Genomic DNA, 19,285 nt, shown 5'->3' with positions numbered 1-19,285 from the left:
GTCGCCGGAGCGGGCGGGGTGCCCCGGGGCGCAGGACGATCCCTCACCCCCGGGAACCCGGGGACGGACCCGGGCCCCGGCCGCGCTCCCGTCCCGGTCGGGCGCCGGCCGGGCCGTGGAAGGCGGCACGGTCGGCGGCGGCGGTGCCGCGTTCCCAGCCCTCGCGGTCGCGGCCCCTGAGCCGCTGCATGCGGGTCTCGGGGAACATCGCGTCCGCGGCGCGGCCGACGGCGACCTCGCGGGCCGCCAGTACGGGGAGCACCTCCGTGGACCCGCCGGCCTCCGCGGCTTCCTCCGTCGCGTCACGGGCGGCGGCGGCCAGGCGCTCGCCGATCCGGCCCGCGTAGGCGATGAGGAAGGACTCGCGGAAGTCCCGTGACAGGTCCCCGCCCCTGGCGCCGTCCTTGCCGCCCTTGCGTCCCGGGCGACGCGTGGCCGGCCCCGGGGCGCCGCCGCCGCGCATGGCCGCCTCGGCCTGCACCAGCAGCGAGGTGTACAGCACCTCCACGGCCTCCAGGTCGGCCTCCCAGCCCACGACGGTCGAGAAGCCGAACTCCGCCGACCACACGGCACGGCAGCGGTTCGCCGCCGCGACCGCGTCCAGCAGCAGCGCCTTCGGCGCCTCGTACGGACGCTCCACGCCGATCCGCCGCGCGCCGGGACCGCCGCCGCCCGGTGCCGTACCCGCGACCAGCGCCTCGTCCACGCTGTGCCGTGCCATCAGGTGCTGGGCCTTCGCGCTCAGCGCCTCCGCCTCCTCGGGGAAGGCCGTGGACTCCGCCTTCGCCAGCAGCGCCCTGATCCGCCGCAGCATCGGATGCCCCGCACCGCCCGCACCGCCCGCAGCGGGCGCGGGCGCCGCCGGCGGCGTGATCCCGGGCAGCCGCCCCAGCAGGCGGACGAGCTCCAGCACGGCCGTCGCCACCGTGAAGCGGTCCAGCCGCTCGGCCGCCCCGTACGCCGTCAGGAGGCCCGCCGTGTCACCGCCCCCGTCGGCGGTCAGGCGCCCGGCGAGCCGCACGTGCTCCGGGCGCAGTTCGCGGCGCACCATCCGCAGCAGGTCGGCGTCCTCCCAGCCGCGCGCCCGGCAGCCCCGCAGCAGCCCGCCCACCGCGGTCGCCACCGCCCGGCCGACCTCGTCCCACCCGGCCTCCGCCGCCGCCATCGCCGACGCCCCGGCGTCCAGCGCCGTCTCGACGTCCCCCTCCGGCGCCCCCAGGACACCGGCGAACGCCGCCTCGACCACCGTCATCGCATCTCGCACGCGGTTCAGGATCGCACCGACAGGCCGCGCACGGAGCACCGTGCCCGCCCGCCCCGGCAGGCCGGGACATCCGCACGACCGGGTTCCACGCCGACGTCATGGCCGAGCCCGCGCCGGCGGCCACCGGATTCGGCCCGGTAGCCGTCGCCCTGCCCGGTCACGGGCGCGGCCCCGCTCCCGGGGACCTGTCGATCGGGAACCGCGCCCGCCTCATGGGACGGCTCGCCGCCGACACGGGCTGCGACGTCGTCGTCGGCCGCGGCCTGCCGGCTCGCCCAGCCACCCGTGCTGGGCACGGCGGCCTGGGCGGTCGCGCTGAAGGCCCCGCCCCGCCGCTCCCTCGTCGCCCGGCCGCGCGCCGTCGGCGGCACCGCCGACGACATCGGCCTCACCGACCGGGAACGGCTCGACCTCGGCACCTGCACCGCGCCGGGAACGGCGTCCTCTTCGAACAACCCGCCCGCGTCGCGGAGATCACCGTGGCGGTCGCCGCCGGGATCAGCCGACCGCGCCGCCCCGCTCGACCAGGACCGGCCACAGGCGCTCCGCCAGCACCGGGTCGGCGCGGGCCACTTCACGCCCCAGGGCGGACGCGGCCGCGGCGAGCGCGCGGCGCAGTTCGGCCGGCTCCGCCGAGCGCACCAGCGTGGCGTGCAGCGGCCCCGTGACCTCGTCCGGCAGCAGGTGGGCGCCCTTGGCGTAGGCAGCGGGGTGCCCAAGGCGCAGGCAGGCGAGGGCGATGACCTGGGTGCGCACCGCGCCGATCCAGTGCTCTGCCTGCCACAGCCGGCCCCGCTCGATGCTCGCCGCGGCGTGCAGGACGTGGTGCCAGCCGAGCCCCGCCGGTGTCCCCGGGTCGGCCGGCGCCGCCTCCGGCGCCCGGCCCGCGGTGCCGAACACCGTCCGCCACTGCGGCCCCCGGGGCCCGAACTCCTCCTCCGGCGTGAACGCCACGTCCGCCTCCAGCGCCCCCGGCAGCAGGAACACCCGGTAGACGGTCGCCCCCGCCGGCAGGTCCCAGTGGTGCAGCGCCCCGAACCCGGGCCCGTACAGCCACGCCGTCCAGCGGCCCAGCGCCGTGCCCACCTCGCCCCGCACCCCGAGCACCAGGTCGACGTCGGACCACCGGTCGCCGCCGCCCGGCACCGCGAGCGAACCGGTGAGCGCGGCCCCGGTGACGTCCGGGTCGTCCGCGGCGAGACCGAGCAGCCGGGCCCGTACGCGGTCGCGTTCCCCGGGTGTGAACATGCCCTCACCGTAGCGAAGCGGGCGCCGCGCGTCCGGGCCGGTCATCCGCCGGTCGCCCGCCGGTCGTCCGGCGGACATCCGGCGATGGGAGCGTGCGGGCGTGACTCGCACGATGGCTCTCGGACTGGCCGGTACCGCCGCGCTGGCGGTCGGCGGCAGGGCCGCGGGGGCGCTCCCGGTACGGGACGGGATCGCGCTGCCGCAGGGGCAGGCGGCGGCCGGACTGCTGGTGGCGTACTTCGGCCTCGGGCTGCTCGTCGCGGCGTGGTGGCAGCTCGGCCGGCTGGTGCGCGGGCCCCGGCCACCGTCGATACGCGCGCTGCTGACGACGTTCGCCGTGTGGGCGGCACCGCTGCTGCTGGCCCCGCCGCTGTTCAGCAGGGACGTCTACAGCTACCTGGCGCAGGGCACGATGGTGAACGCGGGCATCGACGCCTACACGCACGGGCCGGGCGTGCTGGGAGGTACGGCGGCGGCCGAGGTGCCGGCGATCTGGCGGAACAGCCCCGCGCCGTACGGGCCGGCCTTCCTGGCGCTGGCGCGCTTCGGGACGCACGCCGGGGTCGCCGGGATGCGGGCGCTGGCGCTGCTGGGGGTGGCCCTGCTGGCCACGCTGCTGCCCCGGCTCGCCCGGCGCTGCGGCGCGGACCCGGCCGCGGCCGTGTGGCTGGGGGCGCTCAACCCGCTGGTGCTGCTGCACCTGGTGGCGGGGGCGCACAACGACGCCGTGATGCTGGGCCTGCTCGGCGCGGGCCTGGGCGCGGCACTCGCCCGGCGCCCGGTCGTGGCCGCCGTGCTGGTGACCCTGGCCGCCCTGGTCAAGGCGCCCGCGGCGCTCGGACTGCTGGTCGTGGCCAGCCTGTGGGCGGAACACCTGGAGGGCCGCCGGCGCCTGGCGCGCGCCGGGGCGGCCACGGCGGCGGTCGCCGGCGCGGCCACCGTGGCGGTCACCGCCGTCACCGGCGTCGGCTACGGCTGGATCGGCGCGCTGACCACGCCCGCCTCCGCCTCCAACTGGTCCCTGGTCAACGTCCTGGGACGGTTCGTCGGCACCCCGGACGTCTGGCGGCTGCTCGGCATGGCCGCGGCCGCGCTCGTCATCGCCGCCGTGTGGCTGTACCGCGAGCGGCTCGGGCCGGTGTACGCCCTGGGGATCAGCCTGCTCGCGGTGGCGCTGCTGGGCCCGGCGATCCGCCCCTGGTACCTGCTGTGGGGGCTCGTGCCGCTCGCCGTGGCCGCCCCCGACGGCCGGGTGCGGCGGCTCGCCGCGCTCGCCAGCGCGGTGCTGGCGCTCGTGGTGCTGCCCAGCGGGTTCGCCGCGACGCCCCGTCAGATCGCCCTGGCGGCCACGGGTGCGGCCCTCGCGCTGCTCCCGCTCGCCGCGCTGCGGCTGGTCCGGCTCGTACGTCCCGCGCTCGCCTCATGAGGCGGATCGTGACGGCGGCCGCCGCCGTGGCCGCGACCGCGCTCTTCCTGGCCACCGTGCCGCTGCACCGGCACTGGTTCGACCTCGGCGTGTACTGGGGCACCGTCAACGCCTGGACGCACGACGGCGTCGGCGTCTACGACTACCTCAGTCCCGGGACGACGTACGGCTTCACCTACCCGCCGTTCGCCGCGCTGTGCATGCTGCCGCTGGCCCTGGTGAGCTGGCCCACGGCCGTCGTCGGCGCGGCCGCCCTCAACATCTGCGCCGCGGCGGCCGTCCTGTGGTGGACGGTGTGGCCGATCGTGCGCCGCGAGGGCTGGACCCCCTGGTACGCCATGGTGCTGGCCGTATGCCTGATGGCGCTCCTGGAGCCGGTCCATGACACCTTCACCTTCGGGCAGGTCAACCTGGTCCTGCTCGCCCTGGTGCTCGCCGACACCGAACTGCTGCGCCGCGGCAGCCACTGGGCCGGCTGCGCGATCGGCCTCGCCGCCGCCGTGAAGCTGACGCCCGCGCTGTTCATCGGGTGGCTGCTGCTCGCCGGGCACCGCCGCGCCGGCCTCACCGCGGCCGCCACCGCGACCGGCGCGACCCTGCTGGCGGCGCTGGCCGCGCCCGGTGCGTCCCGCGACTTCTGGACCCGGGCGATGTGGGACACCGACCGCGTCGGCTCGCTGTCGTACGCCTCGAACCAGTCGCTGCGCGGCACCTTCGCCCGGCTCGACGCACCCACGTGGGTGTGGGCAGTGGCCGTCGTCGCGGTGCTGGCGGTGTGGGCGTACAAGGTGCGCCGGACCGGCGTCACGACGGGCGTCGCCCTCACGGGGGTGACGGCCTGCCTGGTCAGCCCGGTGACCTGGGTGCACCACCTGGTGTGGCTGATCCCGGCGCTGGCGGCGCTGGCCGGCGAGGCGCTGCGGGTGCGGACCCGGGGCCTGACGGTCGCGGCGGTCGGCGGCTACGTCCTGCTCTGCAGCAGCGTCGTGTGGCTGTGGCGGGGCGACCCCGGCACCGGCGGCCTGGGCACCCTCGTGGGCGGCAGCGCCTACGTGTGGATCGGCCTGGGGCTGCTCGTCGCACCCCGGCCCGGATGGCGTAGCAGGGCGCGCCCGCGTCCGATCCTGGCTGACAGGGTGGGGGAGAGGGCCGGCTGACGGCCCGTCGGCCGAGCTGCCCGCCGAGCCCCGAGGAGATCGACACATGCGTGTGTCCCTGCGTCGGACATTCGCCGCGCTGCTGATGACCGCCGTCCCCGCGCTGGCCGCCCTCCCCGCGCCGGTGCCCGCACAGGCGCACTCCTCCGTCGCCCTGGCACCCCTGCTCGGCGTCGGGGCGCCGAACTCCATCCCCGGCCGCTACATCGTCACCCTCGCCCCGGGCAGCGACCCCTCCGCCGTCGCGAGCGCGGCCGGGATCACCCCGGCCCACGTGTACGACAGCGTGATGCGGGGCTTCGCCGCCCCGCTCACCGGACGGCAACTGGCCCGGGTACGGGCCCTGCCCTCGGTGCGCGGCGTCGAGCAGGACACCACGGTCACCCTGCCCGCGGAGGACCGGATCCCGAAGTCGACCAGCCGCCGGCTGCCGGGCAGCCCGCCCCCGGCCGGCGGCACCGGCCGGTTCTGGGGCCTGGAGCGCGTGAACAACCGCGCCCCGGCCACGCACGGCTTCACCGTCCGCGCGACCGGCGCCAAGGTCACCGCGTACATCATCGACAGCGGGATCGACTTCACCCACCCGGAGTTCGGCGGCCGCGCCAAGCCCGGCATCGACGAGATGGACGACGGCCGGAACGCCGCGGACTGCGCGGGCCACGGCACGCACGTCGCCGGCACGGTCGGCGGCGAGCACACCGGGGTCGCCCGGGCGGTCTCGCTGGTCTCCGTACGCGTGCTGGACTGCGAGGCGCGCGGCCCCAACTCCGGCATCATCGCCGGGATCAACTGGGTCGCCCGGCACGCGGTGAAGCCCGCCGTGGCCAACATCTCGCTGGGCGGCCTCTACTCCCCGACGATGAACGAGACCCTGGACGCGCTGGCCCGGGCCGGCGTCTTCCCGGTCGTCGCGGCCGGCAACGACGACGTCAGCTCCTGCGTCGTCTCCCCGGCCAGCGCGACGGAGTCCTTCACCGTCGCCGCGACCGACCGGGCCGACCACCGGGCCGCGTTCAGCAACTTCGGCAGCTGCGTCAACCTGAACGCGCCCGGCGTCGACATCGCCTCCGCCTTCCCCGGCGGCCTCTACGCGATCATGAGCGGCACCTCGATGGCGGCCCCCCACGTCACCGGCATCGCCGCGCTCTACAAGGACACCTACGGGGACACCGGCTTCGAGGTGCTGAAGAAGTGGCTCCTCGACCACGCCACCCGGACCGCGGTCCCCGAACCGTGGGGCACCCCGCAGCTGGTGGCCTTCACCGGCGACCTCTGAACGGCCCCGCCGTCCCGCGCCGCGCCCGTCAGGTGAGTTCGCGCGCGAGGTGCAGCGCCGTGATCGCCATACGGCGTGCGTGGAAGAAGCGGTGCGCCCCGTGGTTGGCGACGCCCGCGTCCAGCTCCAGCCGCTCGCAGCCCGCCGCCCGGGCCCTGGCCTCCACCTCCGCCAGCAACCGCGTGCCCACCCCCGCGCCACGCGCGTCCAGCGCCGTGACCAGGTCGTCGACCAGCAGCAGCCGCCCCCTGCTGGTGGTCAGCACCCGGTGCGTGGCCACCCCCAGGTAACGCTCCCGCTCGTCCAGCGCCGCAGTGAAGACCACCCCCTGGTCATGCGCCTCGGCGGCGAAGGCCGCGAACCCGTCGGCGGTCAGAGCCGGTCTCAACGCCCTGATCAGGGGCCCGACTTCAGCGGTCATGGCCGGTTCACCAGACTTCACGTCCACGAACGTCAGTTCCATGGCGTGATCCTAGGAGGCGCCAGCGCCCGCCGCGCTCCCGTACGGATCAAGTGACTTTGGCGTTCAGTGGAGTTGCGGTGCGGGCCGGTCGGAGAACGAGGCGCGGTAGCCGATTGAGCCACCCGTGCCGCGGGAATCCTCAACGCCACGGTGGCGAATGTCCCGGTCTGGTAAGAAACGACCGTGGATCATCGCGTCTCGAGCGATGGTCCCGGGCTCACACGCTGGGAGAGATCGACATGTTGAAGCCCACTTGTTCCTGTGACAAGCACCCGGCCGACGGGGAGCCCCCGGCCGGCACGACCCCCGGCCCACGCTCCGCCGACGGCCCCGGCGCCGACGGGCCGGCCACCTCCCCCGCCGACGACGCCTTCGTGCCCGGAAGCAGCGGCGCCCTCGTGGCGTCCCACTGACGGACGGCACGAGGGCGCCGAGGGTACGGACGGTCCCGCGGGGGCCGTCAGTCCTCCAGTTGCCTCCACCACCAGGAGATCGCCGGGAGGTCCACCGGGGCATCGCTGCCGGGCATCGGCGCCGGCGCCCAGGTCGTCGGCAGGTAGGCGGGATCCTCGGGGTTGAGGTAGCGCTCGCAGGTGGTGCCCCACTCGAGGTTCGCCCGGACCCAGTGCCCGAGTGAGGTCACGTACCGCTGCAGCTCGGATGATGCCGTGCGGTGCACCTGCGCGCTCAGCGTCGTGAACAGCACCATGATCTGGTCGCGCAGGAACATCGCCTCGGAGACCATGCCGGGGACGGGCTTGCCCGCGGCGTGCGCGAGGACGTCGAGCAGGTTCTGGTCGTCACCGTCGCGCAGGTGCTCCTTGCGGTAGGACAGGATGTCGTTGTCCCAGCCGGCCAGCAGGCAGGTCGCCTCCGTCAGCGCGCGGACGTCGGGGCGCTCCAGCTCGGCCGGCGGCAGTTCGTAGCCCTCCGCGATGTCGAGCATCATGACGCTGACCTTCATCGCGCCGTTGTGGATGCGCAGCAGGGCGTACGTGTCGAGGTCGGGCGTGACCCGCTCGACGCGGTTGGCGGCCTCCCACACCTGGCTGAAGAAGTACATGCGCATGGCGTCGGTCCAGCGCCCCAGCTGGACGGGCGTGGCCACCCGTCCCAAGCGCAGCCGCAGGTCCAGGAAGGCCGCCTCGAAGGAGTGGTAGGGGCTGTCCGGTGACAGCGGAGGTTCGGGGGCCTCCAGGATGCGCAGCAGCCGGATCAGCACCCGGCTCAGCTCACCGGGATCACGTCCGAGCCGCCCCTCGTCGCAGTGCGCGTCGTCGAAGGCGAACAGCCACATGCCGATGTCGGACGATATCTGCGTCGCCTCCCGGGTCCCGAAGGGCGAGGTGAGGGCGGCGAGCCGGCCCGCACCGACGTGCTCCAGGCGCTCGCGCTGGGACTCGTCCTCGTAGAGACCGAACCGACGGAGCCACTCGTTGGTGGTCCGGTCGAACAGGTCCGCCAAGGGGTGGCCGGCGGGTGCGATCGGGCAGTAGAAGGGAGCCAGTTGGAGAGCGGGCACAGTGGTCACGGACATGCTCCTTCGAGCTTGGGGGAGGGCAGGCCGGGCCCCGGCCACCTTCCACACAGCCTTGCCATGAACGCGCCAATTCACAAAAGGCGACACCCGGCCAGGCCGCGGACGAGCACCGGACGGGCGACGGAGGGATGCCGCAGCGGGACAACGGGTCCAGGGTCCACTGGCGATCACCTCTCAGCTGTCACAACCGTTCCACCTGTGACGCTCCGCACGCGTGGCGGAAATCGAACACAAGTGGATCATTCAAATGACAATTACTCCGGCATATGGCGGAGCAGTCAAGAGACCAAAACGCGTCACGAGATCGACAGTTGACGCGCATTCCGGTTGTGTTCATGAGCAAGGTGTGTGCGCCCGATGCCCGACCTGGGCCGAACCAGCCACGATGGCCAAACGGCATGGGGGGCGCACGAACGGGCGCACGGGCGCATTCGCCCGTGCGCCCGTCATGAACCGGTCACACAGTGAGACACGAGGCGGCTGTTACCGCCCCCGCAGTCGCGCTGCGAGCGCGCGCCACCAGGAACGGCGCGGCGGGGGAACTGCGGCCATGGGCCACGGGGCGGTGTTCTCCGGCCGGGCCGCCGGCGGCAGCTCCGCGCCCACCGTGGGCGTGTCGTGCGAGGGCCGCGGCGGCGTCTGCGGGATCCGGGGCTCCTCGGGCACCTGCGCCTCCCCCGGCACGGCCTCCTGGTCACCGAGGGGTTTGGCCGGGCTGAACTCCGCGGGCAACGCCACCAGATGGCGCGTCATCCAGGCGGAACTCGACTCCAACTCCTCCTCCGACACGGCCAGCCGCAGGTCGGGCAGCCGCATCAGCAACGTGTCGATGCCCGTGTCCACGATCGCGCGGGCGATGTCCCGCCCGGGGCACTCGTGCGGACCGCTGCTGAAGGAGAGGTGCGAACGGTTTCCGAACACCGGCGTGCTCAGGTCCGGGCGGACGCGCGGGTCGACGTTCCCCGCCGCGATGCCCAGCATGATCATGTCGCCTTCCCTGATCTTCTGCCCGCCCAGTTCGGTGTCCCCGGCTGCCCAGCGGCCGGGGAAGGCCGCCATCGGCGGCTCGTCCCACAGCACCTGCTCCAGGGCGTCGGGCAGCGTCATGTGCCCACCCGACAGATGCGCCCGGAACCGGGGGTCGGTCAGCACCATCTTGAGCGCGCTCGTGATGAAGTTGACCGTGGGCTCGTTCGCGGCCACGAGGAGCAGCCGCAGGTGCTCCGCGATCTCGTCGTCGGTGAGCTCGGCGTCGTCGCGCACCAGCCACGAGGTGAGGTCACCGCCGGGGTCCGCGCGCTTGCGCAGCACGAGCTGCCGGCAGGTCGCCAGGACGTAGTCGTTGCTGGCGAGGGCGGTCTCGGTGCCCCGCATCAGGTCACGGGCCGCCTCCACCAGCTTCGGCCCGTACTCCTCGGGCATGCCCAGCAACTGGGTCATGACCAGCACCGGCAACTGCTCGGCGAACTGGGTCACCAGCTCGGCCTCGCCCGCCTGGCAGAACTCGTCGACCAGTTGGTTGGAGAAGCGGATGATGTGCTGGCGGATCCCCCGGCGGTTGAGGCGACCCATGCTGGTGGTGACCGCTCCGCGCAGCCGCTCGTGCTCCGCGCCGTCGGCGAAGACGCACAGCGGCTGCCAGGCGACCATCGGCAGCAGCGGCGAGTCCATGGCGACGTTGCCCTCGCGGAAGTGCCGCCAGATGCGGGAGTCCCGGGCGAACCGCGAGGGGTTCCGCATGGCCTCGAGGTTCTCGTGGTGCCCCAGGACGATCCAGGCGTTCAGGTCACCGTGCACGAGCACGGGGGCCACCGGGCCGTACTCGGCACGCAGTTTCTCGTACAGGGCCGACGGGTCGGCCTCGGCCTCGGGGCCGTAGAGCCTGCGCAGGCCGTCCGGGCCGAGGCCGTGGGCGGGGCATTCGGGGGGTGGGGTGGTCACGGGACGCTCCTGATCACGGGCGGGGAAGGATCACAGGGCCGATGCGGCGGCGAGGGAGTGGAGATGGCGCATGAGCGTCATCAGCACGTCACGGACGGAACTGCGGGACCGGGCGTCGCACTCCACCAGGGGAACGTGATCCGGCAGGTCCAGCGCGGACCGCAGCTCGTCGAGCGGGTAACTGGGCGATTCCGGGAAGGAGTTGACGGCCACCACGAACGGCGTTCCGCGCTCCTCCAGCCGCCCTATCACGTCGAAACTGACCTCGAGGCGCCGCGTGTCGACCAGCACCACCGCGCCCAGCGCGCCCTCGAAGAGCCCGTTCCACAGGAACCAGAAGCGCTGCTGGCCCGGTGTCCCGAAGAGGTAGAGGACCAGTTCGTCGTTGATGCTGATGCGGCCGAAGTCCATGGCCACCGTGGTGGCCGTCTTGCGTTCCACCCCCACGATGTCGTCCACGCCCACACCGGCCTGGGTCATCGTCTCCTCGGTGGACAGCGGCCGGATCTCACTGACCGATCCGACCAGGGTCGTCTTGCCGACCCCGAAGCCCCCGACAATCACTATCTTGACCGCGGCGGCTGCCGATTCCGGCAGAGCGTCCTCACTCCGCGGCCCCCTGACGCCGAGCGCGTCAGAGCCTTTCAAGTCCATGCATCACCGCCTCAATCAGTGCAGCGTCGGGAAGAAGTGCGGGCGCGATCGGCGGTCGTGCCTCCACCCGCTTGTCGGCCAGCAGATCCGCGAGAAGTACGGTCACCACGCTGACCGGGAGGTTCAGGTACGCGGAGATCTCGGCGACGGACAGGGGGGAGGTGCACAGCCGCAGTATCGCGGCCTGTTCGGGCGCCATGCCCGGGGGCGGCCCCGAGCGGGCCCGTACCAGGGTGACCAGGTCGATGGCGGTCTCGTCCGAGGATCCGCTGCGCCCTCCCGTCACCACGTAGAGCCGCTCGGGGTTTCCGTTGTCCCACTCCTCCGCAGGACCGTCGCTCATACGGCCTGCCCGTCCCGGCGCGGAGGACTGGTCAGATGCGCGCCGATCCGTGCGACCAGGTCCCGCATCCGGTTGCCCATGAGCCCGGCGTCGACGCCCTCGTCGGCGAGGACCGCGAGGTACGCACCCGCGCCCGCCGCCATGAGGTAGAAGAAGCCGCCGTCCACCTCGATGACGACCAGCCGCATCCGCCCGTCGCCGTGCGGGAACTCACCGGCGATGGCCGCCGCCAGGCTCTGCAGGCCCGCGCAGGCCGCGGCCAGGCGGTCGGCCGCGTCCGTGTCGCCGCCGTACTGGGCCATGCGCAGGCCGTCCGAGGACAGCACCACGACGTGCCGGGTCTCGGGGACGCCCGTCGCCAGGTCCTTGAGCATCCAGTCCATGTTGGCCCGCTGCTGAATCACGGCTACTCACCCTTATCTAACGTTTCGTCACTGTTGCTGTCAGAGGAGGTGGCAGTGCTCTCACCGGACACGGCGCTGGTGAAGGCGGCCAGCCACATGCCCGGTTGCACGGGCTCCTTGCCCGGCTTCGGGTCCGACGCGGCAGTGACCGAGCCGTCGGCGGGCACGGTGCCCATCCGCGCACCGGGGGCGGGACTCGGGGCCGCAGCACGACGCCGCCGCTGGGGAAGTCCGTTCGCGGTCCTCTCGTGCACGACCGGTACGTCGTCCTCCGCCCAGGCGTGGGCGGAGGGCGGGGAGGGCCGGGGACCCGTGGCGGGGGCCGGGGCGGGCACCGGCGCGGACGCCGGGGCGGGCACGGGTGCCGTCCGGGAGTCGGAGGCGCGCTGGTCCGGCACCACGGGCCGGGGGCCCGAGACGGAGCCGATGCCGTGCGCCAGACCGGTGGCGTTCGCCACCGTGGTGATGACGTCCTGCGGGACGATCACCACGGCACGCACCCCGCCGTAGGCGGAGGAGCGCAGGGACACCTGGAAGCTCCAGGTCGCCGCGAGGCGCCCGACGACGGCGAGGCCGAGGCGGGGGGTCTCGCCCAGGTCACCCAGGTCGAAGCCGGCCTGGGCCTCCGCCAGGGCCCGCTCGGCGCGGGTCCGGGACTCCTCGCTGAGGCCGACGCCGCCGTCCTCGATCTCGATGGCGATGCCGGACTGCACCTCGACGGCGGTGAGGTGGACCCTCGTGTGCGGCGGGGAGTAGCGGGTGGCGTTGTCCAGCAGCTCGGCGACCGCGTGGATCAGCGGCTCGACCGCGGGTCCGACGACGGCCACCTCCGTCACGGAGTGCAGTTCCACGCGGGTGTAGTCGGTGATGCGCGACATGGCACCGCGGAGCACACTGAACAGGGGTACGGCCCGGCGCCACTGGCGTCCGGGGCGGGCGCCGCCGAGGACGGCGATGCTGTCCGCGAGGCGGCCGATGAGGGCGGTGCCGTGGTCGAGCTTGAGCAGGTCCCCGAAGACCTCGGGGGTGCGGCCGTGCCGGTCCTCCATCTCCCGCAGGTCACTGGCCTGCTGGTGGACGATGGCCTGCACGCGCCGGGCGATGTTGACGAACGCCCGCTGCGAGGACTCGCGGACGTCCTCCTCCGCGGACACGGCTTCCAGCACCGAGCGCAGCATCCGCTGATGGGCCCGCTGGAATCCGGGGGTGACGCCCTCGGCGTCCTCGTCGATGTCCTTGAGCACGTCGGCGACGAACTCGCCGCGCTGCAGCCGCGCCACCGCGTTCGGCAGCTGCTCCCGTGCCAGCCGTTCGGTCTCCGCCTCCTGGCGGGAGAGCCGGAACTGCAGTTCTTCCTCACGCCGTACGAGCTGCTCGCGCAACGCCCGTACGGCAGTGCCCCGGCGGGCGGTCTCGGCGCCGAGGACGGCGACGGCCACCGTGGCGGTCACCCCGCACCACAGCACCGCCTCCCGGGCGGCCGACGGGACGGTCCATACGGCGACGGCGGTCACCGCCGCGACTATGCCGACCGGCAATAACCACGCGGACGTGGCGGTAGGCCGGCGGTCTCCGGGGGACGATCCAGCACGAACCATCAGCATCCTCAGGTGATCGCTAGTCATGGAACGAACACGACACGAGCAGGCGGAGTCCGGCCTCAGCGACCTGGGCAATCGGCACTTGGCCGGCGGATCCGCCTGACCTGGCGTAATTGCTACAACACGCTGAGCCGCAAGTAGCATAGCCGCTTCCATTCGCTGGCTGATGCCACCTCACGATGCCTTTGGCACATGCCGTTTGACGTATGGTTATCGGTTCTCGAGCGTCGACGCAAACCCCTCGCGGGCGCTCCCTCACCATCTGTGCGCCCACGATTCGATCATGAGTAATGACCGATATAAACTGTTTGACCACGGATGGCTCGATCGACGGCGACGCCGGTCCCCGCGCCCCGGGAGGCCCTCATGGGCGAGCAGGAACACGCCGGGCCGAAGCGCCCGGCGAGGACCCCGGAACGCCGCTTCCCCACGTCACGCGCCCCCCGCGGGATGCGTACCGAGCCGGGCGGCGGGCGTCGGCGGACGGTACGGGCGGGCACCGCGGAGGGCGGCGGGGCCGAACCGGAGCGACCGGCTCCACGGCTCGCGCCCGGGCGGTACGGCGGGACCCCCGGCGGCACGGCGGGAAGGCCCCGGGGTGCGCCGTCCGGCCGCGCGCGGTGCGCCCGCGCCCCGGGGTCCCGGAGGGGCGCGAAAATTGGCTTCACCCTTAAGAGTGATGGGTACTTGCGCCCGGCCCGTTCAGGGAGCAATGTCACGCGCGCGGAGACCGGGGCCGGCCGATGACCGCCGGGGAACTGCAGGGGCTCGCCGCGATCGTCACCGGCGGCGCCACCGGGATCGGGCTCGCCACGGCGGAGACACTGGCGGCGCGCGGCGCGCGGGTCGCCGTGCTGGACCGGTTCCCCGGCCGGGCACCGGCACACCTGCACGCGCTCGCCGCCGACATGGCCGACGACGCCTCCGTGCGGTGGGCGGTCGGCCGGGCCGTGGAGGACCTGGGCGGGCTGGACATCCTGGTCAACAACGCGGGCACCGGGGCCGTCGGCACCGTGGAGGAGAACCCGGACGGCGAGTGGCGCCGGGTGCTGGAGGTCAACCTCCTCGGCGTGGTCCGGACGAGCCGGACGGCGCTGCCCTACCTGCGCCGCTCCCCCTACGCGTCGATCGTCAACATCTCCTCGGTCACAGCCACGGCCGGGCTCCCGCGCCAGGCGCTGTACGCGGCGAGCGAGGGCGCCGTCCTCGCGCTCACCCTGGCCATGGCCGCCGACCACCTGCCCGAGGGCGTCCGGGTCAACTGCGTCACCCCCGGCACCGTCGACACGCCCTGGGTGGAGCGGCTGATCGCGGCCGCCCCCGACCCGGCGGCCGAGCGGGCCGCGCTCCAGGCCCGCCAGCCCAGCGGGCGCCTGGTCACCGCCCAGCAGGTCGCCGACGCCGTCGCCTACCTCGCCGGACCCTCGGCCGCGGCGGTCACCGGCACCGCGCTCCCCGTGGACGGCGGCCTGCACGCGCTGCGCCCCACCCCTCCGCCCCTTCCCCCGGAACCGCTGCCCTGAGCGGTGCCGGACCGGTCCGGGGCCGGTCCGGGGCCGGTCCGGGGCCGGTCCAGGGCCGCTCCGGGGCCGCTCCGGGGCCGGTCCGCGCGAGGAGCCTCCACGGACGGGACGTCCTAGCATGAAAGACACGGATCAGCGGAAATGGGACGCCCCTGATGGTCACGCCGGAGGGAAGCGCGGCGGCGCCGGCGAAGGCGCCGTTCGACCTTGCCTACGCCGCGTCGGCGCTGATCGACGGCGAGGGGACGATCGTCGGCTGGACGGCCGCCGCGGAGCACCTGCTGGGCTACCCGGCCGCGGAGGCGCTGCACCGCCCCGCCGCGCAGCTGCTCGCCTCGTCCGGCCAGGCCGCCAAGGCCGCGGAGGTCGCCGCCCAGTGGCACGACCAGGACATCTGGGGCGGTCTGGTGGCCGCCCGGCACCGTGACGGACGCCGGATCGAGCTGGGCCTGCGGGTGTCCACGCTGGCGGCGCCCGACGGGCACGCGCGCTGGCTGGTGTCCGGGATCGACCTGGCCAGGACCCCGTCCTGGGCGGTGAGCAGCGCCATCCTGGAGGGCTTCCTCACCCGGTCCCCGATCGGCATGGCCGTGCTCACCCCCGACCTGCGGTACGTGTGGCTCAACGAGACCCTGGAGCGCTTCGCCGGCGTGCCGCGCGAGCACCGCATCGGGATGCGCATGAGCGACTCCCTGCCCGGTCTGGACACCGAGGCGCTGGAGAACATCATGCGCGAGGTGCTGCTGACCGGTGAGCCGGTGATCGACCACGAGTACCAGGGCTGGACGCTGGCCGCCCCCTACCGGGAGCGGTCCTTCTCCACCTCCTTCTACCGCCTGGACGACGCCGAGGGCCGGGTGATGGGCGTCTGCTACATGGGCATGGACGTCACCGACCGGTGGCGCGCCCGGGGCCGGCTCGCGCTGCTCAACGAGGCCGGGGCCTGCATCGGGAGCACCCTGGACGTCACCCGCACCGCCCAGGAACTGGCCGACGTGTCGGTCCCGCGGCTCGCCGACTTCGTCACCGTCGACCTGCTGGAGCCGGTGCTGCGCGGCGACGAACCACCGGCCGGCGGCGCGCTGGGCAGGGTGCCGCTGCGCCGCGCCGCGATGCGCTCGGTGCACCCGGGCACCCCAGAGTCGATCGTCGCGCTCGGCGAGCGGATCAACGCCGGCGCCACCTCGCCGCACGTGCGCTGCATGACCTCCGGCCGGCCCGAGATCGAGGCCGACATCGCCATCGACCGCGCGTCGTGGCTCACCGACGACCCGGCCCGCGCGGCCAAGATCCGCGAGTTCGGGATGCGTTCGGTGATGTGGGTGCCGCTGCGGGCCCGGGGCACGGTCCTCGGCGTGGTGACCTTCATCCGGCACCGCCGGCCCGGCCCCTTCGAGCCGGACGACCTGCTGCTCGCCGAGGAGCTCGTGGCCCGCGCCGCGGTGTGCGTGGACAACGCCCGGCGCTGGACCCGCGAGCACGAGGCGGCGCTCACCCTGCAGCGCAGCCTGCTGCCGCAGACCCTGGCCGGCGGCACGGCGCTGGAGGTCGCCTCCCGCTACCTGCCCACCGACATCCAGGACGGCGTGGGCGGCGACTGGTTCGACGTCATCCCGCTCTCCGGGGCGCGGATCGCGCTGGTGGTCGGGGACGTCGTCGGGCACGGGCTCACCGCGGCGGCGACGATGGGACGGCTGCGGACGGCCGTCCACACCCTCGCCGACATGGACCTGCCGCCCGACGAACTGCTGGCGCACCTGGACGACCTCATCATGCGGCTCACCGAAGGGGAGAGCGCCGACGCGTCCGTGGCCACCACCGTCATTGGCGCCACCTGCCTGTACGCCGTCTACGACCCGGTGACCCGGCGGCTGACGATGGCCCGGGCCGGGCACCCGCCGCCCGCGGTCGTCGACCCCTCCGGCCGGGTCACCTTCGCCGAACTGCCCGCCGGCCCGCCGCTCGGCCTGGGCGCCATGCCCTTCGAGTCCGCCGAACTCGAACTGGCCGAGGGCAGCATCATCGCCCTCTACACGGACGGCCTGATCGAGACCTTCGGCGAGGACGTCGACGTGGGCCTGGAGAGGCTCGCGCACGCCCTGGCCCACCCCGAACTTCCGCTGCAGGACCTGTGCTCGGCCGTGCTGGAGCGTCTGCTGCCCGGTCCGCCCGCCGACGACGTCGCCCTGCTCGTCGCCCGTACGCACGCGCTCACCACGGACCGGTTCGTCGCCTGGGACCTGCCGGTCGACCCGGCGGTCGTCAGCCAGGCCCGGGCGCTGGCCGCGCGCCAACTCGCCGAGTGGGGGCTGGAGGAGTTGCGGACGACCACCGAACTGGTCGTCAGCGAGCTGGTCACCAACGCCATCCGGCACGCCTCGGGGCCGATCCGGCTGCGGCTGATCCGGCAGTCGGTCTTCATCTGCGAGGTCTACGACGGCAGCAACACCGTGCCGCGGCTGCGGCACGCCCGGACCACCGACGAGGGCGGCCGCGGGCTCTTCCTCGTCGCCCAGCTGACCCGCCGGTGGGGCACCCGCTACACCGCGGACGGCAAGCTGATCTGGGCGGAGCAGGAGATACCGGACGTCCACCCGGGCTGAGCCCGGCGCGTCAGTCCCCGAGGGCGGCCGGGTCCATGTGCACGACCTCCCACAGGTGGCCGTCCGGGTCCTGGAAGCTGCGGCCGTACATCGGCCCCTGGTCCATGGGCTCGTTCGAGGGCGACCCGCCCGTGGCCAGGGCCGCGTCGGCCAGCTCGTCCACGCGCTCCCGCGACTCGACGCCCAGGCAGAGGATGGACTCGGTGGTCTTCGTGGCGTCCGCGACCTCCTTCTTGGTGAACTGCCGGAAGAAGGGCTCGACGAGCAGCATCGCGAAGATGCCCTCGCCGATCACCATGCACGCGGCGTTGTCGTCGGTGAACCGGGCGTCGAAGGAGAAGCCGAGGCCACCGAAGAAGGCCTTCGACCTGGGCAGGTCCTGCACCGGGAGGTTGACGAAGATCTGGGTCGGCATGGTCCGCCTCGTTCCGTTCCGGGGTTTCTGTCAGTGGTCTGTGCTGAAGTAGACCCGTGGACGCTCCGGAACTCATCGGAAGGCGGAGGAGAACCATGAGCGATCTCGCTGCACCCCCGGACGTGGCGCAGGAGCTGGAGCGCTACCGCGCGGAGCTGACCGGCTACTGCTACCGGATGCTGGGCTCGGCCTTCGAGGCGGAGGACGCCGTCCAGGAGACGATGGTGCGCGCCTGGCGGGCGTACGACCGGTTCGAGGGCCGCTCCAGCCTGCGTTCCTGGCTGTACCGCATCGCCACCAACGCGTGCCTGGACATCCTGGGCGGCACCGGGCGCCGGGCCCGCCCGATGGACCTGGCCTCGCCCGGCAGCGCCGACGGCCCGCTGCCCGGCACCCTGCCGGAGAGCACCTGGATCTCCCCCGCCCCTGACGGCCGCGTCCTGCCCGAGACGGGCGACCCCGCCGACCTCGCCGACCAGCGCGAGAGCGTGCGCCTGGCGTTCGTCGCCGCCCTGCAGCACCTCGCGCCGCGCCAGCGGGCCGTGCTCATCCTGCGGGAGGTGCTGGCCTGGAAGGCGGCCGAGGTCGCCGAGCTGCTCGACACCACCGTCGCCTCGGTCAACAGCGCGCTGCAGCGGGCCCGCGCCGCCCTGGCCGCCGCCGGCCCCGCCACGACCGACCCGGCCCGTCCGCTCGACGAGGAGCAGCGCGCCCTGCTCGGCCGCTACGTCGCCGCCTTCGAGTCCTACGACCTCGACGCCCTCACCTCACTGCTCCACGAGGACGCCACGCTGTCGATGCCGCCCTTCGGCCTGTGGCTGCGCGGATCCGCGGACATCAGGGCCTGGATGCTCGGGCTCGGCTCCGGCTGCCGCGATTCGCGGCTGGTCCCGGTCACGGCCAACGGCACACCGGGCTTCGGGCAGTACCGGCCCAGCCCCGACGGCGGTCACGAGCCGTGGGCGCTGCAGGTCATCGAGATATCAGACGGCCGGATCACCGGGCTCAACTCCTTCCTCGACACCGAGCGGCTCTTCCCGCTGTTCGGCCTCCCCGCGCGCCTCGGACCCGAGGCCCGCTAGCCCGCCCAGCCCGGTGAGCGCCAGCAGTTCCCGCAGCGCGCCCCCGGCGCCCCGCAGCCGGATCCGGCCGCCGTGGCGCCGGGCGGTCAGCTGCAACCGCGCGATGGCGTCGACCAGCACGACGTCCGGGACGCCGTCGAGCCCGCCCACGTCGCACAGCACCGTCCCGCCGCCCCGCTCGGCCAGCAGCGCGCGCAGCCGCTCCACCAGCGGCGGGATCCCGGAGCGGTCGAGCCTCCCGGTCAGGACGAGCACGGCGGGCCCACCGCCCGGTCGGGACGCGGGCGGGGGCGGCGCGGGCCGGGCCATGGGCGACCTCCTGGGGCGGATGCGGGGATGCGTACC

At 74.1% G+C, this 19,285-nt stretch carries 18 protein-coding genes; 7 read left to right on the top strand and 11 right to left on the bottom strand.

What is annotated here, in order from left to right:
* Positions 1-43: 43 nt before the first annotated feature.
* The gene (locus ACFV3E_RS06920; protein WP_500533923.1) at positions 44-1,252 is read right to left on the bottom strand and encodes a DUF2786 domain-containing protein; all 1,209 of its coding nucleotides are present in this window, start codon (positions 1,250-1,252) and stop codon (positions 44-46) included.
* A 510-nt stretch (positions 1,253-1,762) separates the two neighbouring features.
* Positions 1,763-2,512, bottom strand: coding sequence for a hypothetical protein (locus tag ACFV3E_RS06915; RefSeq protein ID WP_500533756.1), 750 nt, complete (start codon positions 2,510-2,512; stop codon positions 1,763-1,765).
* A gap of 112 nt (positions 2,513-2,624) precedes the next feature.
* Here ACFV3E_RS06915 and mptB point away from each other — a divergent pair, with 112 nt between their 5' ends.
* Genes mptB through ACFV3E_RS06900 form a run of 3 tightly spaced genes read left to right on the top strand, consistent with a single transcriptional unit; the run spans position 2,625 to position 6,371 of the window.
* The gene (gene mptB / locus ACFV3E_RS06910) at positions 2,625-3,938 is read left to right on the top strand and encodes a polyprenol phosphomannose-dependent alpha 1,6 mannosyltransferase MptB (protein WP_500533921.1); all 1,314 of its coding nucleotides are present in this window, start codon (positions 2,625-2,627) and stop codon (positions 3,936-3,938) included.
* Entirely contained in the window at positions 3,935-5,095 is a 1,161-nt protein-coding gene (locus ACFV3E_RS06905) for a glycosyltransferase family 87 protein (RefSeq protein ID WP_500533755.1), read from the top strand. The genes mptB and ACFV3E_RS06905 overlap by 4 nt, the downstream gene beginning before the upstream one ends.
* A 46-nt stretch (positions 5,096-5,141) precedes the next feature.
* Positions 5,142-6,371 (top strand): S8 family peptidase, encoded by a 1,230-nt coding sequence (locus ACFV3E_RS06900; protein WP_500533754.1) that lies wholly within the window; start codon positions 5,142-5,144, stop codon positions 6,369-6,371.
* Between the two features lie 28 nt (positions 6,372-6,399).
* Here ACFV3E_RS06900 and ACFV3E_RS06895 read toward each other — a convergent pair whose 3' ends face one another.
* Positions 6,400-6,834: a GNAT family N-acetyltransferase gene (locus tag ACFV3E_RS06895; protein WP_499512548.1), complete on the bottom strand. Its 435-nt coding sequence runs from the start codon at positions 6,832-6,834 to the stop codon at positions 6,400-6,402.
* A 239-nt stretch (positions 6,835-7,073) separates the two neighbouring features.
* Between ACFV3E_RS06895 and ACFV3E_RS06890 the strand changes: the two genes are divergently transcribed.
* Positions 7,074-7,247 (top strand): hypothetical protein, encoded by a 174-nt coding sequence (locus ACFV3E_RS06890; protein ID WP_500533753.1) that lies wholly within the window; start codon positions 7,074-7,076, stop codon positions 7,245-7,247.
* A 47-nt stretch (positions 7,248-7,294) separates the two neighbouring features.
* On the opposite strand, the gene ACFV3E_RS06885 is transcribed toward ACFV3E_RS06890, so the two are convergent.
* The 6 genes from ACFV3E_RS06885 to ACFV3E_RS06860 all read right to left on the bottom strand — a co-directional run bounded on the left by ACFV3E_RS06885 (position 7,295) and on the right by ACFV3E_RS06860 (position 13,314).
* Positions 7,295-8,365 carry a terpene synthase family protein gene (locus tag ACFV3E_RS06885; RefSeq protein WP_500533752.1) on the bottom strand — a complete coding sequence of 357 codons (1,071 nt, stop codon included), beginning with the start codon at positions 8,363-8,365 and terminating at the stop codon, positions 7,295-7,297.
* A gap of 492 nt (positions 8,366-8,857) precedes the next feature.
* A complete protein-coding gene (locus ACFV3E_RS06880; protein WP_500533751.1) occupies positions 8,858-10,315 on the bottom strand; it encodes a cytochrome P450 in 1,458 nt (485 codons plus the stop codon).
* Positions 10,316-10,345: 30 nt separating this feature from the next.
* On the bottom strand, positions 10,346-10,969 hold the full coding sequence (locus ACFV3E_RS06875; protein WP_500322682.1) for a GTP-binding protein: 624 nt from the start codon (positions 10,967-10,969) through the stop codon (positions 10,346-10,348).
* Complete coding sequence (locus tag ACFV3E_RS06870; RefSeq protein ID WP_500533750.1) at positions 10,950-11,312, bottom strand: DUF742 domain-containing protein; 363 nt, start codon at positions 11,310-11,312, stop codon at positions 10,950-10,952. The genes ACFV3E_RS06875 and ACFV3E_RS06870 overlap by 20 nt, the downstream gene beginning before the upstream one ends.
* A complete protein-coding gene (locus ACFV3E_RS06865) occupies positions 11,309-11,695 on the bottom strand; it encodes a roadblock/LC7 domain-containing protein (protein ID WP_499600269.1) in 387 nt (128 codons plus the stop codon). Before ACFV3E_RS06865 ends, ACFV3E_RS06870 begins: the two co-directional genes overlap by 4 nt.
* Positions 11,696-11,718: 23 nt before the next feature.
* A complete protein-coding gene (locus ACFV3E_RS06860; protein WP_500533920.1) occupies positions 11,719-13,314 on the bottom strand; it encodes an ATP-binding protein in 1,596 nt (531 codons plus the stop codon).
* Between the two features lie 746 nt (positions 13,315-14,060).
* Here ACFV3E_RS06860 and ACFV3E_RS06855 point away from each other — a divergent pair.
* Entirely contained in the window at positions 14,061-14,840 is a 780-nt protein-coding gene (locus ACFV3E_RS06855) for an SDR family NAD(P)-dependent oxidoreductase (RefSeq protein WP_500533749.1), read from the top strand.
* Between the two features lie 155 nt (positions 14,841-14,995).
* A complete protein-coding gene (locus tag ACFV3E_RS06850) occupies positions 14,996-17,443 on the top strand; it encodes a SpoIIE family protein phosphatase (RefSeq protein ID WP_500533748.1) in 2,448 nt (815 codons plus the stop codon).
* Positions 17,444-17,453: 10 nt separating this feature from the next.
* On the opposite strand, the gene ACFV3E_RS06845 is transcribed toward ACFV3E_RS06850, so the two are convergent.
* Positions 17,454-17,858 carry a VOC family protein gene (locus ACFV3E_RS06845; RefSeq protein ID WP_500533747.1) on the bottom strand — a complete coding sequence of 135 codons (405 nt, stop codon included), beginning with the start codon at positions 17,856-17,858 and terminating at the stop codon, positions 17,454-17,456.
* A 95-nt stretch (positions 17,859-17,953) separates the two neighbouring features.
* On the opposite strand from ACFV3E_RS06845, the gene ACFV3E_RS06840 reads away from it, so the two are divergent.
* The gene (locus ACFV3E_RS06840; RefSeq protein WP_500533746.1) at positions 17,954-18,940 is read left to right on the top strand and encodes a sigma-70 family RNA polymerase sigma factor; all 987 of its coding nucleotides are present in this window, start codon (positions 17,954-17,956) and stop codon (positions 18,938-18,940) included.
* Here ACFV3E_RS06840 and ACFV3E_RS06835 read toward each other — a convergent pair.
* Positions 18,842-19,249, bottom strand: a complete 408-nt coding sequence (locus ACFV3E_RS06835; RefSeq protein ID WP_500533745.1) for an STAS domain-containing protein — start codon at positions 19,247-19,249, stop codon at positions 18,842-18,844. The two genes, ACFV3E_RS06840 and ACFV3E_RS06835, sit on opposite strands and share 99 nt — an antisense overlap.
* Positions 19,250-19,285: the final 36 nt, after the last annotated feature.

The organism is Streptomyces sp. NPDC059718, from assembly GCF_042733315.1.
Taxonomy (GTDB): domain Bacteria; phylum Actinomycetota; class Actinomycetes; order Streptomycetales; family Streptomycetaceae; genus Actinacidiphila.
The sequence above is the reverse complement of the archived record's forward strand: the minus strand, read 5'-3'. Positions and strand labels throughout refer to the sequence as shown.